We start from the raw sequence: 13,696 nt of genomic DNA on the forward strand, positions 1-13,696 counted from the left end.
TAGTGGACACGATTGCCAGCCTCTTCAGCTTCATCACGACACCTGTCTCCTGGGTCATCGTCCAGTTCCACAGCGTGTACGGCGCCATTTTCGGCCCTGACACCGGATGGGCCTGGGGCCTGTCCATCGTGTCCCTGGTGATTCTCATCCGTATCTGCCTGATCCCGCTCTTCGTGAAGCAGATCAAGGCGACGCGCGGGATGCAGACGCTCCAGCCGGAGATGAAGAAGATCCAGGAGCGCTACAAGAACGACAAGCAGCGCCAGTCCGAAGAGATGATGAAGCTGTACAAGGAGACGGGTACCAACCCGCTCTCCTCGTGCCTTCCCATCCTGGCGCAGTCTCCGTTCTTCTTCGCCCTGTACCACGTGCTCAACGCCATCGCGTCGAACGACACCATCGGCGTGATCGACAAGAGCCTCCTGGCGAGTGCGCAGAAGGCTCACATCTTCGGTGCGCCGCTGGCCTCGAAGTTCATGGACAGCGCCTCCAAGGTGGAGGCGCTCGGGTCCTCGCTGACGGACGTCCGGGTCGTCACCGCGATCATGATCGTGTTGATGTCGGCGTCGCAGTTCTTCACCCAGCGCCAGCTGATGACCAAGAACGTCGACACGACGGTGAAGACGCCGTTCATGCAGCAGCAGAAGATGCTGATGTACGTCTTCCCGGTCATGTTCGCCATCTTCGGCATCAACTTCCCCGTCGGTGTCCTCGTCTACTGGCTGACCACCAACGTGTGGACCATGGGCCAGCAGATGTACGTCATCCGCAACAACCCGACGCCGGGATCCAAGGCGCAGGCCGCCTACCTGGAGCGCCTGCACAAGAGCGTCACCCAGCACGGCAAGACGCGTGGTCGTGGTGAGAAGGCCATCGTGAAGGCCATCGTCGCCAAGGGCCGGGACCGCAACGAGTTCGAGCGGAAGTTCGTCAACGGTCTGAACAAGGCGGGCATGGCGGCCCAGGCCGACGGCACCGTGGTGAAGAACGACGCCGCTGTCGCCGCCCAGACCGAGGACGGGGCGACCGTGGCCACCCCCGCGACGCCGAAGCGGCAGCAGCCCAAGCGGCAGAGCAAGTCCCAGCGTCAGACCACCAAGGTGGCCGGCGAGTCCGAGCCGAAGACCTCGCTGACCAAGTCGGACGAGCCGCAGGACGGCAAGCAGGACACCAAGCCTGCGGCCGGCGCCAAGAAGCCGGCTCAGAAGTCCGGCGGCGGTGGCCGTAGCAAGGCACAGTCCGGACAGCGCAAGGGCCCGCAGCGGCCCAAGTCCCCGTCGAAGAAGTAAGAAGGAGCCCATCCCGTGACGGAAGGCACCACCTCCGCCGCTGCCGAGGGTGCAGACACCCTGACTCGCCTCGAGAACGAGGGCGAGATCGCCGCGGACTACCTGGAGGGTCTGCTCGACATCGCCGACCTCGACGGCGACATCGACATGGACGTCGAGGCCGACCGTGCCTCTGTCTCGATCATCAGCGACTCGGACGGCCGTGACCTGGAGAAGCTGGTCGGCCGGGACGGCGAGGTGCTGGAGGCACTGCAGGAGCTCACGCGCCTTGCCGTGCACCGGGAGACCGGGGACCGCAGTCGGCTGATGCTCGACATCGCGGGCTACCGGGCCAGGAAGCGCGCCGAGCTCTCCGAGCTGGGCGCCAAGGCCGCGGCCGAGGTCAGGAGCAGCGGCGAGCCCTCGCGGCTGAAGCCGATGACCCCGTTCGAGCGCAAGGTCGTGCACGACGCGGTCAAGGCCGCGGGTCTGCGCAGCGAGTCCGAGGGCGAGGAGCCGGAGCGCTTCGTCGTCGTGCTTCCCGCCTGATCGGTTCTCACGTTCTCCGGCCCCGTCTGTTGCGCAGACGGGGCCGAATTTTGTCAGCCTGATAGTTCTGGTGGTTCTGGTAGCGGCGACTGGTGCGCCGGTGCCGTACGGAAGGACGGTCCCCCGTGACGGAGGCAGCGGAGCTTCCCCCTGTGCCCGAGCAGGCGCGTGAAGTGTTCGGTGATCGGTACGCGGACGCGGTCCGCTACGCGGAGCTGCTCGCTGAGGCGGGGGTGAAGCGCGGTCTGATCGGTCCGCGTGAGGTGCCCCGCCTGTGGGAGCGGCATCTGCTGAACTGTGCGGTGCTCTCGGAGGTCGTGCCCGAGGGAGTGATGGTGTGCGACGTCGGCTCGGGCGCCGGCCTGCCGGGGATCCCGCTTGCCCTCGTCCGGGAGGACCTCAAGATCACGCTCTTGGAGCCGCTGCTGCGGCGCACGAACTTCCTGACCGAGGTCGTGGAGATGCTGGGCCTGGACCATGTCACTGTCGTGCGTGGCCGGGCCGAGGAGGTCATGGGCAAGATGCCGCCGGTGCATGTGGTGACAGCGCGTGCCGTTGCTCCGTTGGATCGGCTGGCCACATGGGGGGTTCCGCTGCTGCGCCCGTACGGCGAGATGCTCGCTCTCAAGGGAGACACGGCCGAGGAGGAGCTGAAGGCCTCGGCTACGGCGCTGAGCAAGCTGGGTGCGGTGGAGACATCCATCCTGCATGTGGGTGAGGGGGTCGTGGACCCGATGTCCACTGTGGTGCGGGTTGAGGTCGGAGAGAGCCCGGGGGGTGTGCGCTTTGCCGCCAAGCGGGCCAAGGCTGCCCGGACGGGGCGGGCACGTCGGCGTCGCGGTTAGTGGCCCAGGTGGCCGCTGTGGGGTGGGCGGTGTCGATCTGTCCCGGTGCCGATCCGTCGTGATGGTCGGCAGTACCGGCAGTACTCCACACAAGCTGCCAAAGCTACGTATGCCGGAGTGTCGCGGTAGTTCGGCTTCGGCTGCTGTGCATCGTGTTTCACGTGAAACGTCGCTCACTGCTGCACGGCATCATCAGTCGCGGCCGCGCTGCGGCCGACCCTCGTGACCGAAAGCCTCTCGGGTCGCTCGGGGAGGGCATGGAGTTGTCCACAGAGGTGGATTTCTCCACAGAACGCCAGGCCTCACTGGTTCATGACCCCGAAGGCATGGGAGGCTCTGTTCATTGCGAGCCTGAAGTCGAGGAGAGTGAATCCTTGCGGTCCGACGCCAATATCGCGGGACCGATGACCGATCCGGTCCCCGGTCCCCGTACCGAGTCGATGGGGGCGGATGTTTCACGTGAAACACCGCCTCCGATGGACGACACTCCGATCGGTCGTGCTGCCCAACTGGCGGTGGATGCGCTGGGCCGCGCCGGTGAGGGACTGCCGCGGCCCGAGCAGACCAGGGTCATGGTGGTCGCCAACCAGAAGGGCGGTGTGGGCAAGACGACGACGACCGTCAACCTTGCCGCGTCGCTCGCCCTGCACGGTGCCCGGGTCCTGGTCGTCGACCTCGACCCGCAGGGCAATGCCTCCACCGCGCTGGGTATCGACCACCACGCCGATGTCCCATCCATCTATGACGTGCTGGTCGAGAGCAGGCCGCTCTCAGAGGTGGTCCAGCCGGTCCCTGACGTCGAGGGCCTCTTCTGTGCACCCGCCACGATCGATCTCGCTGGTGCCGAGATCGAGCTGGTCTCTCTGGTGGCCCGCGAGAGCCGGCTCGAGCGGGCGATCCAGGCGTACGAGCAGCCGCTGGACTACATCCTCATCGACTGCCCGCCCTCCCTCGGCCTGCTCACGGTCAACGCGCTCGTCGCGGGCCAGGAGGTGCTGATCCCGATCCAGTGCGAGTACTACGCGCTGGAAGGGCTGGGGCAGCTCCTGCGGAACGTCGATCTGGTGCGGGGGCATCTCAACCCCACGCTGCATGTGTCGACGATCCTGCTCACCATGTACGACGGCCGGACGCGGCTCGCGTCGCAGGTCGCGGACGAGGTGCGCAGTCACTTCGGTGACGAGGTGCTGCGGACGAGCATTCCGCGTTCGGTCCGTATCTCCGAGGCCCCGAGTTACGGGCAGACCGTTCTGACCTACGATCCAGGATCGAGTGGTGCTCTCTCCTATCTGGAGGCGGCACGCGAGATCGCGTTGAGGGGCGTGGGCGTCAGCTACGACGCGACGCACGCCCACCTCGGCGCACAGAATGACCCGAACATGGTGGAGGGGATCCAGTGAGTGAGCGACGGAGGGGGCTGGGCCGTGGTCTGGGCGCACTGATCCCCAACGCTCCGACGGAGAAGTCGGTGGCCTCGGCGGCATTGGGGAACGCGGCTTCCGCCTCCCCGGGTCCGAGGCCGCTGCTGCCGAACGACCGCGGGGTGGCCGCGGCGAAGGTGGCCACGCTGCCTCCGGTTCCACGTGAAACGGAGGAGTCGGCGGCGACCAGTGCGGTATCGAGTGGTGTGGACACGCTCAGGTCGCCTGTGGGGGCGCACTTCGCGGAGGTCCCGCTCGACGCCATCACGCCGAACCCGAAGCAGCCGCGCAAGGACTTCGACGATGACGCGCTGGCTGAGCTCGTCACCTCCATCAGGGAGGTGGGTCTCCTCCAGCCGGTCGTCGTCCGGCAGACGGGCCCCGGACGCTACGAGCTCATCATGGGTGAGCGTCGTTTCCGGGCTTGCCGAGAGCTGGAGATGGATGCCATCCCCGCGATCGTGCGGGCCACGGAGGACGAGAAGCTCCTTCTGGACGCGTTGCTGGAGAACCTGCACCGGGCCCAGCTGAACCCGCTGGAGGAGGCTTTCGCCTACGACCAGCTGCTGAAGGATTTCAGCTGCACACACGACCAGCTGGCGGACCGCATCGGGCGCTCCCGGCCTCAGGTCTCCAACACGCTGCGTCTGCTGAAGCTGTCTCCGAAGGTTCAGAACCGGGTGGCCGCCGGGGTGCTCTCCGCCGGGCACGCGCGGGCACTGCTCTCCGTGGAGGACTCTGAGGAGCAGGACCGGCTGGCTCACCGGATCGTGGCCGAGGGGCTTTCGGTGCGATCGGTCGAGGAGATCGTGACCCTGATGGGTTCCCGGCCGCAGAAGACGCAGCGGGGCAAGGGCCCACGAGCCGGTGCCCTGGTCTCGCCGGCGCTCTCGGACTTGGCGACGCGGCTCTCGGACCGCTTCGAGACACGGGTGAAGGTCGATCTGGGGCAGAAGAAGGGCAAGATCACCGTGGAGTTCGCTTCCATGGAGGACCTTGAGCGGATCCTGGGAAGCCTCGCTCCCGGTGAAGGGCCCGTGCTGCAGAAGGGCCTCTTGGACGGTGAGGCCGAGGAGCTCGACTCCTGAGGCTCGGGCAGGTGGATCACGGGCGTTGCTCCAGCTGCTGACAGGGCGGGTCGTGTCCGGTGCGTACCGGAACACGGCCCGCCCTTTGCTTTGCGTCGGTGTCGGGGTCACCACATCGTGGATACGATGCGATCGGGATGGCGCAGTCACCTGGCAGTACCTCTGGGACGAGAGGAAGGCAGGGGCCATGCGAATGATGAGCCGTACCGGACTGGTGAGCGCGGGCTTGGGGCTGGGCGCGGTCGGTGGGTTCATCGGCAGCCTGCTCAGGGAACGGAGCGCTTTGACAGCCGCCCGCGACGCGGCGGGCGAAGGAAGCGAGGAACAGCCTTCATGGGGCGCCGGCTCGTACCGCTCACGCTGGACAACCTTCAGGACCTTCCCCAGCGCTGTCGCTCGTGCGTCTTCTGGGAGCTGGATCCCGTCAGCGGCGAAGCCGCGGTAAAGGCGGGCACATCGGCCCTGGAGAAGGAGTCCTGGATTTCCGCCGTCCTCCTGGACTGGGGATCATGCGGCCGGGTGGTCTACGTCGATGAGGTGCCGGTGGGCTTTGTCCTCTACGCGCCTCCCGCGTATGTACCGCGCTCGGCGGCGTTTCCCACCAGTCCTGTCTCGCCCGATGCGGTGCAGTTGATGACCGCCTTCGTGGTGCCGGGCTACCAGGGGCAGGGGCTGGGCCGGGTGATGGTCCAGACGGTAGCCAAGGATCTTTTGCGCCGGGGCTTCAAGGCGATCGAGGCGTTCGGTGACGCCCGCTGGAAGGAGCCCGCCTGTGTACTGCCGGCAGAGCACCTGCTGGCAGTGGGCTTCAAGACGGTCCGCCCTCATCCCAGCCATCCGCGGCTGCGGCTGGATCTTCGCTCGACGCTGTCCTGGAAGGAAGACGTGGAGATGGCGCTGGACCGCTTGCTCGGGGCCGTCCAGAAGGAACCGGCGCTGCGACCGCTGTAGCAGCGCGCCGGTGCGCAGGAGGTCCGGTGAAAAGCGAATGGGCCGACCCGTCCGGGTCGGCCCATTCGTGTTTCACGCGAAACGTCAGTCGGCGATGAAGTCCTCGAGGTCGCGAACGATCGCGGCCTTCGGCTTGGCACCGACGATGGTCTTGGCGACCTCGCCACCCTGGTAGACGTTCAGGGTCGGGATGGACATGACGCCGTACTTGGCGGCCGTACCCGGGTTCTCGTCGATGTTCAGCTTGACGATCTCGATCTTGTCGCCGTACTCGGCGGCGATGGCCTCGAGGGACGGCGCGATCTGGCGGCACGGACCGCACCAGGCGGCCCAGAAGTCCACCAGGACGGGCTTGTCGTTCTTGAGGACGTCCTGCTCGAAGGAGTCGTCGGTCACATGCTTCAGGGTGCCGGCCACGGCGGGCTCCTTAAGTGGTTGGTGCGTGGGGCGAACGGGGGTCAGACAGTGGTCTTCTCGGGCTCGGCCTTGTCCTCGTCGGTGAGCGCGGCGAGGAAGCGCTCGGCGTCGAGCGCGGCGGAGCAGCCGGTGCCGGCGGCGGTGATCGCCTGGCGGTACGTGTGGTCGACCACGTCACCGGCGCCGAAGACACCGGTCACGTTGGTGTGGGTCGACGGGGCTTCGACCTTCAGGTAGCCCTCCGGGTCCAGGTCGAGCTGGCCCTTGAAGAGCTCGGTGCGCGGGTCATGGCCGATCGCGATGAAGAGGCCGGTCACCGCCAGGTCGGAGAGCTCTCCGGTCTTGACGTTGCGCAGCTTCAGGCCCGACAGCTTCTGGTCACCCTGGACCTCGGCGACCTCGCTGTCCCAGACGAACGAGATCTTGGGGTCGCCGAAGGCGCGCTCCTGCATCGCCTTGGAGGCGCGCAGGGTGTCGCGGCGGTGGACGATCGTCACGGACTTGGCGAAGCGGGAGAGGAACGTGGCCTCCTCCATCGCGGTGTCACCGCCGCCGATCACGGCGATGTCCTGGTCCTTGAAGAAGAAGCCGTCGCAGGTGGCGCACCAGGAGACGCCGCGGCCGGAGAGGGCGTCCTCGTTCGGCAGGCCGAGCTTGCGGTGCTGGGAACCGGTGGTGATGATGACGGCCTTGGCTCGGTGGACCGTACCCGCGGTGTCGGTGACGGTCTTGATCTCACCGGTCAGGTCGACGGCGACGACATCGTCCGGGATCAGCTCGGCGCCGAAGCGCTCCGCCTGGGCCCGCATGTTGTCCATGAGCTCGGGGCCCATGATGCCGTCCTGGAAGCCCGGGAAGTTCTCCACCTCGGTGGTGTTCATCAGCGCACCACCCGCGGTGACGGCGCCCTCGAACACCAGCGGCTTCAGCGACGCGCGCGCGGTGTAGAGCGCCGCCGTGTAGCCGGCGGGCCCGGAGCCGATGATGATCACGTTTCGGACGTCGCTCACGGCTTCATTCCTCGTCTCTGGACTGCGTCTTCAGGGCCGGGTGGAGCTTCTGTCGGAGCTCTCACCCCACCCAACGGATCCTACGGGGCGCGCATTCCCGCTGTGCCCGGGCACACGGAGCCGAAGGTCCGGGCATAGGGGAAGAGGAGTGGGTCTCCGTGCTCAGGAACGCGCGTAGGAGTTCTTGAGAAGGATCTCGGCCTTGCTGACAGCAGGCTGTTCCACACACGTCGACTCGACGATGTACGCGGTGACACGGCTGTCGTTGGAGGCGTCGGGCAGTACGACGAGTAGGGCTTCCTTGCCCTTGTAGACGCCTTCCTTCGTGGCGAGCGCCGCGTCGTCGCGGCCGATGCCCTTCTGGACGCACTCAGGAACCGTCGGCTGTTTGAAGACGCGGTTGTCACCACCGGTTTCGGACTCCATGCCGAAGCTGCGCGGTGTACGCGGCCCGTTCTGAGCGTCCTGCTCCGTGGCGATGAGATCGGTGACCTGTTGCTTCAGCTCTCCCTCGGAGAAGGTGTCCGCGAGCGCGGTCTGCTGTCCGTGAGTGGTGTCGTCGGCCGGGTTGCCCCCGGTGAGGGAGGTGACGATCACGGTGCCGAGTCCGAGGGCGGCAGCGGCGGCCACGGTGCCGAGGACAGCGATCCTGCGTCGCCCGCTTCGCCTGTGATCCTTGCGGCCCGGGCCGGTGGACGAAGAGCGGGCATGCCCGGCGGGCCGGCCCGCCGATCCCGATGTTTCACGTGAAACACGCGCGTCGTCAGTCGCGTCGGCGGCGGGCACCGCAGTGACAGGCGCGGGCTTCGAGATGTCCGGCGTCTTGGCCCTCGGCAGGGACTCGGCCGCCAGGGCGGCGTCGATCCGGGCGGCCACGTCGTCGGGCATCCGCGTCGGTCCCGGCAGCGTGCCGAGCAGTCCCTGGATCTCCTCCAGTGACGCGTAGACGTCCGCGCAGAGCTCGCAGGTCTCCAGGTGCCGCCGTAGATCCGTGGTCCGTGAGGGCGGGAGCAGGCCTTCGGCGAGGTCGGAGATTTCCGCGACGTCAGGGTGCCCGGTCATGTCTGTCGTCGACGACGTCACGCTCGTCCACCTCCGCCCTTCACTGCGGCTGAATCGCTCGGCCCCGCATCCGACGGTCCCGCACGATGCGGTCCCGCTGCGGGTGGGACGGATGCCCCCTGCGTCCGGTTCCGTTCCGCGTCCGGCTTCCCGTTCTCGCCGCTGCCCTCCGGGCGCAGGTGGGTGAGCAACGGCAGGAGTCTGGCTCTGCCACGGGCGCACCTGCTCTTGATCGTGCCGGTCGGTACATCGAGGATGCGGGCGGCCTCCGCGACGGGATAGCCCTGCATGTCCACCAGGACTAGAGCAGCCCGCTGATCGGTCGGCAGGGTGCCCAGGGCCTCCAGTAGCTGACGATGCAGGTCGTTGCGCTCGGCAGGGGCCGAGGCCGACTCGTGCGGCTCCAGGAGCTGCTCCAGGCGCTCGGTGTCGTCGACGGGAGCGGTCTTCCGGGAGGCGGCCTTGCGGGCGCGGTCCAGGCAGGCGTTCACCGTGATGCGGTGCAGCCATGTAGTGACGGCTGCCTGCCCGCGGAAGGTGTGGGCGGCCCGGTAGGCGGAGACGAGCGCGTCCTGAACGGCGTCAGCGGCCTCCTCGCGGTCCCCCAGCGTCCGAAGGGCCACGGCCCAGAGCCGGTCGCGGTGACGGCGTACGAGTTCGCCGAAGGCTTCGGGGTCGCCCTCGACGTGCCGGGCGAGGAGGTCCTGATCGCTGATGCCGCTGTATGCGCTGTCACCCGCCATGGGCCTCCTCCCCCTCTTCCCCGGCGGGCTCTCAGCCCTTGAACGTCACGTCGGTGACTGCCTGCTTGTACCCGGCTCCGCTGTAACCGTCGGCGGGAGCACTCGGTACGGCGGTGATCCACAGCAGGACGTACCGGGTCTTGGGTGGCTTCGACGCTTTCACCGTGAGCGAGGTGCCACTGGTGGTGGCGGTCGCGATCTCCTTCATCCCGTCGATACCGGTCGAGGGCGACAGGGAGTCGGTGGCGTAGAGGTGCACCGTCGTGTGATCACCCGCGTATCGGAGACCTATCGACGCTGTCGAGAGTTCCTGGGACGAGCCGAGGTCGTAGACGATGCCGACGCCCGGCTTGTACGGCGCGAGCGTCGGCCCGTCGACGTACCTGTTCGTACGCCAGTAGGTGGAAGGGTCGCCGTCGTAGGTCTTGGCCACGTCCCCGGGTGCCTGGGCGCTGCCCTCGGCGACGTACTCCTGGGAGTCCTGGACGCTGATCGGCTTGACGGGCCTGGGCTGCTCGTCGTTCTTGTCGTTGCCGTCAGTCGTCTGCGTCTGGTTCTGGTCGTCCGCCTTGCCGCCCCGTTCCATGATGGCGTCCGCGAGCTGCCAGCTGCCCAGGCCGAGCGCGGCGATCAGCAGAGCGGAGACGCCCCACTTGAGCGCCTTGCCGGTACGGCTCTGCAGCGGGGGCGGCGGGGTCGGCACCGGCTGGGTGGCACCGGGGCGCGGCGTGGGACGGCCGTAGGCGCCCTGTTGGTAGGCCGTGCGCTGGTAGGCGGGCGGGGCCGTGTAGGAAGGCTCCGGCGGGCGGATGCGGGGCATCTCGCCGATGGCCTTCACCAGTTCCTCCGGCGTGGTGCACGGGGACTCGTGGCGCGAGGCGGTGGCGCCGTCGTTGGCGAGCGCCCGCATGGCGAGCTCGGACAGGCCGCGGTGGACGCCCGCGCGCACCTGGTCCGGTGGGATCAGCCCGATGTCCTTGGGCAGGCCGGCCAGGCCGTGGGCGTCGCTCTCGTACGGCCAGCGCTGGGTGAGAGTGGCGTACAGCAGGGCACCGATGGCCTCGGTGTCGGCGCGCTGAGGAGTGTCGGAACCAATGCCGCGGAGCGCGGCGTTGACGGCGAGTCCACGGATCCTCCACTGGCCCGTCGACGTGCGCAGCACGGCGGTGGGGCTCAGGCGCAGGTGGGCGAGGCCCTCGCGATGCGCTGCCGCCATGGCGGAGGCGATCTGACTGACCATCTGGTAGGCGTCGTACACCTCCAGCGGGCCGGAGGCGAGCAGCGCGGTCAGCTCGGTGGCGTCGGGGAGCCACTCGTGCACGACGTAGACGATGTCGTTGTCCTCGACGGCGTCGAGGACCTGGACGAAGCGGGGATCGCCGAGCAGTGCGGAGGAGCGTGCCGCTGCCAGCACGGAGCGGGCTCGGGCGTGGTCCGAGGGGAGGATGTGGACCCCGACGGCGCGGCGGAGCTTCTCGTCCACGGCCCGCCAGCTGCTGAAGCCGTCCAGACGGGTGACGCACTCCTCGAGGCGGTAGCGTCTGGCGAGCTTGTGCCCGCTGTGCAGTTCGGGAGGCGAGGCCTTGCCGGAATCCTCGCTCGTGGGGCTCCCCTGTGCCTCGTCGCTGTCCGTGTCCCGCTCCCGGTTGTTGGCCACCCCGTCGGCCGTGGACTGGTCCGCCTGGGCGGTCAGCGGCTCGTCGCCGCTGTTGTCTGCCACGTCGACGGCAGCTGTGCTCCGTTCTGCCACCGTCGTTCCTGCCTCCCCAATCAATGCGCGCCGACCGGCTCTCGATGCGCGCGGTCCGACGCCGAACCCAATTGTGCCCACAGTCCGCCGCTATGCACGACACACAGTGGCAGACGATGGTTGTGCGCCTACCCCCGGTCTCAGCGTCCCAGGCGTCCGCGCACCATGCCGACCAGTGAGTTGACTTCCTCGATGCGCATACGGCGGGCGGCGATGAAGAAGACGCCGAACAGGAGCACCCCGCCGGCCAGCAGCGCGGCGAACGATCCGAGGACGCCCTGGCCGAGCGCGCGGCTGATCGCGTAGCAGGCCGCGCCGCTGATCAGGGCGGCCGGGACGGACGCGATGCACAGCCGGGCGTAGGTCCGCAGGACCCGGGCGCCGTCGAGGTCCCCGCCGAGCCGCTTGCGCAGCCTGCGCCAGGCGATGCCCACACCGATCACGTAGGCCAGCCCGTAGGACGCGGCCATGCCGACGACGGCCCAGCGTGAGGGCAGCAGCAGGTAACACAGTGCCGAGGCAGTGGCGTTGACCACGGCCACGATGACGGTGTTGTAGAAGGGCGTCCGGGTGTCCTCGTAGGCGTAGAAGGCGCGCAGGACGACGTACTGCACGGAGTACGGGATGAGGCCGAGGCCGAAGGCCATCAGCATGTAGCCCATGTTGGTGGCTTCGCTGGTACCCGACGAGCCGAACATGAGCGTGCACATCGGGATGCCGAGAGAGACGAACCCGAAGGAGACGGGAACGATCGCGACGGCTGTAGTGCGCAGGCCCTGGGAGATGTCGTCCCGGATCGCGCCGCCGTCGTTCTCGGATGCCGAGCGGGAGATGCGGGGCAGCAGGGCGGCCATCAGGGAGACGGTGATGATGGCCTGGGGCAGGCCCCAGATCAGTTGGGCGTTGGCGTAGGCGGCGAAGCCGGTGCCGTCGACGGGCGACGCCTTGCCTGCGGCGGTGGAGAGCTGGATGACGATCATGGCGCCCGCCTGGTTGGCGAGGACGAACAGGACCGTCCACTTGGCGAGGGTGATCGCCTTGCCGAGTCCGTGGCCCTTCCAGTCGAACCGAAGCCGAAGCTTGAAGCCCGTCTCCCGCAGGTACGGGAGCATGGCCAGGGCCTGCACGATGAGGCCGAGCAGCACTCCGATGCCGAGCAGCCGCTCGCCCTCCGGCGGGATGCTCGTGACCTTCATCCCCGAGCTTTCCGCGGTGCCGTAGACCCAGATGAACATCCCGAGTGTCACGATGATGACGATGTTGTTCAGGACCGGGGTCCACATCATCGCGCCGAACCTGCCGCGGGCGTTGAGGATCTGCCCCATCACCACGTGGAGGCCCATGAAGAAGATCGAGGGCAGGAAGTAGCGGACGAAGGTGATACCGACCTCGTTCGCGGCCGGGTCACTGGCGACGGGGTTGGACAGGAGCCGGATCAGGAGTGGCGCGGCGAAGAGCGTGATCACGGTGAGCGCGCCGAGCGCCACCATGACGAGGGTCAGCAGGCGGTTGGCGTAGGCCTCGCCGCCGTCCTCGTCGTCCTTCATGGCCCGTACGAGCTGCGGTACGAAGACCGAGTTGAGGCCGCCACCGACGGTGAGGATGTAGATCATCGTCGGCAGTTGGTAGGCGACCTGGAAGGTGTCGCCGAGCAGCCCGACACCCAGCGCCGAGACGATCAGTGCCGACCGGATGAACCCGGTCAGCCGGGACACCATCGTGCCCGCCGCCATCACGGCGCTCGACTTCAGCAGACCTCCCGCGCGTCCGCCCTTCTTGGGGGCGGCCGGCGGGGCAGCGGGCTCGGGTTCCAGGAGAGGTGCCTCGGCCGCTTCCGGAGTGGGAGCCACCGCGTACTGCCCCGGTGCGGGCGCCGCGTGCTGCCCGGGCGTCGGAGCGGGGCCGCCGTACTGGCCGTGCGCCGAAGCGTTTCCGTAGGGATCGGGGCCCTGGTGCCCACCGTACTGGCCGTGCGCCGGAGCGTGTCCGTACGGGGCGGGGCCCTGGTGCCCGCCGTACTGGCCCGGCCCCGGCGTCCCGCCGTACTGCCCTGGGGCGGGGACGGAGGCCTGGTCGTCGTAGGCGGGGTGGCCGCCGCCCTGCTGCTGGTCGCGGAACAGGTGGGCGAAGGCGTCGGGCTCGTGGCGCTGCTCGCCGGCCTGGGTGACCAGGTCGTCCACGCCGACGAACTGGGTGGTCCGCGGGTCGTCGCCGTACGGCAGGTACTGCGTCGGTCCCTCGGGTTCGGGGGCCGGGGTCTGGGCCCAGACGCGCGGGTCGGGGGCGTAGGGCGACTGGGAGGGCTGGGAGTACAGCGGCTGCTGCGGCGGGTACGTGCCCGGCGGCGGCGGTGGGTGCGCGGCGCGGTCGTAGAGAGCCTCGGAGACCGGGTCCTGGGCGGAGAGGTCCTGCGCCCGGTAGGGATCCTGGTCGTAGGCATCCTGGAGATACATGTCCGCGGGCTGCTGCGGCGGTGTCTGGCCGGGGTCGGGCGGCGGACCCTCGGAGTGACCCGAGCCGTCCACGGCCTGACCGCGGTCACCGTCGTACGGCGCGTTCATGGTTACCCCACCTCATCGTCCCGGGCCCACC

At 68.4% G+C, this 13,696-nt stretch carries 12 protein-coding genes; 6 read left to right on the forward strand and 6 right to left on the reverse strand.

The window, feature by feature from the left end; all coding sequences use genetic code 11:
* Positions 1–2 precede the first annotated feature (2 nt).
* The 6 genes from yidC to QC283_RS27830 all read left to right on the forward strand — a co-directional run bounded on the left by yidC (position 3) and on the right by QC283_RS27830 (position 6,122).
* A complete protein-coding gene (gene yidC / locus QC283_RS27805; RefSeq protein ID WP_279564444.1) occupies positions 3–1,289 on the forward strand; it encodes a membrane protein insertase YidC in 1,287 nt (428 codons plus the stop codon).
* 15 nt (positions 1,290–1,304) lie between these two features.
* Positions 1,305–1,817 carry a Jag family protein gene (locus QC283_RS27810; RefSeq protein WP_279564445.1) on the forward strand — a complete coding sequence of 171 codons (513 nt, stop codon included), beginning with the start codon at positions 1,305–1,307 and terminating at the stop codon, positions 1,815–1,817.
* A gap of 125 nt (positions 1,818–1,942) precedes the next feature.
* On the forward strand, positions 1,943–2,662 hold the full coding sequence (gene rsmG / locus QC283_RS27815; RefSeq protein ID WP_279564446.1) for a 16S rRNA (guanine(527)-N(7))-methyltransferase RsmG: 720 nt from the start codon (positions 1,943–1,945) through the stop codon (positions 2,660–2,662).
* Between the two features lie 326 nt (positions 2,663–2,988).
* Positions 2,989–4,062 (forward strand): ParA family protein, encoded by a 1,074-nt coding sequence (locus QC283_RS27820; RefSeq protein ID WP_279564473.1) that lies wholly within the window; start codon positions 2,989–2,991, stop codon positions 4,060–4,062.
* Positions 4,059–5,171, forward strand: a complete 1,113-nt coding sequence (locus QC283_RS27825; RefSeq protein WP_279564447.1) for a ParB/RepB/Spo0J family partition protein — start codon at positions 4,059–4,061, stop codon at positions 5,169–5,171. The genes QC283_RS27820 and QC283_RS27825 overlap by 4 nt, the downstream gene beginning before the upstream one ends.
* A gap of 333 nt (positions 5,172–5,504) precedes the next feature.
* Entirely contained in the window at positions 5,505–6,122 is a 618-nt protein-coding gene (locus QC283_RS27830; RefSeq protein WP_279564448.1) for a GNAT family N-acetyltransferase, read from the forward strand.
* 84 nt (positions 6,123–6,206) lie between these two features.
* On the opposite strand, the gene trxA is transcribed toward QC283_RS27830, so the two are convergent.
* The 6 genes from trxA to murJ form a co-directional block, all read right to left on the reverse strand.
* Complete coding sequence (gene trxA / locus QC283_RS27835; RefSeq protein ID WP_003975042.1) at positions 6,207–6,539, reverse strand: thioredoxin; 333 nt, start codon at positions 6,537–6,539, stop codon at positions 6,207–6,209.
* Between the two features lie 41 nt (positions 6,540–6,580).
* A complete protein-coding gene (trxB, locus tag QC283_RS27840; protein WP_279564449.1) occupies positions 6,581–7,549 on the reverse strand; it encodes a thioredoxin-disulfide reductase in 969 nt (322 codons plus the stop codon).
* Positions 7,550–7,711: 162 nt separating this feature from the next.
* Entirely contained in the window at positions 7,712–8,611 is a 900-nt protein-coding gene (locus QC283_RS27845) for an anti-sigma factor family protein (RefSeq protein ID WP_279564450.1), read from the reverse strand.
* A 17-nt stretch (positions 8,612–8,628) separates the two neighbouring features.
* Entirely contained in the window at positions 8,629–9,354 is a 726-nt protein-coding gene (gene sigM, locus QC283_RS27850) for an RNA polymerase sigma factor SigM (RefSeq protein ID WP_279564451.1), read from the reverse strand.
* Positions 9,355–9,385: 31 nt separating this feature from the next.
* Positions 9,386–11,104: a protein kinase family protein gene (locus QC283_RS27855; RefSeq protein ID WP_279564452.1), complete on the reverse strand. Its 1,719-nt coding sequence runs from the start codon at positions 11,102–11,104 to the stop codon at positions 9,386–9,388.
* Positions 11,105–11,244: 140 nt separating this feature from the next.
* The gene (murJ, locus tag QC283_RS27860; protein WP_279564453.1) at positions 11,245–13,665 is read right to left on the reverse strand and encodes a murein biosynthesis integral membrane protein MurJ; all 2,421 of its coding nucleotides are present in this window, start codon (positions 13,663–13,665) and stop codon (positions 11,245–11,247) included.
* Between the last annotated feature and the right edge of the window lie 31 nt (positions 13,666–13,696).

The organism is Streptomyces sp. DH41 (genome assembly GCF_029813785.1).
In the GTDB taxonomy this organism is placed as follows: domain Bacteria; phylum Actinomycetota; class Actinomycetes; order Streptomycetales; family Streptomycetaceae; genus Streptomyces.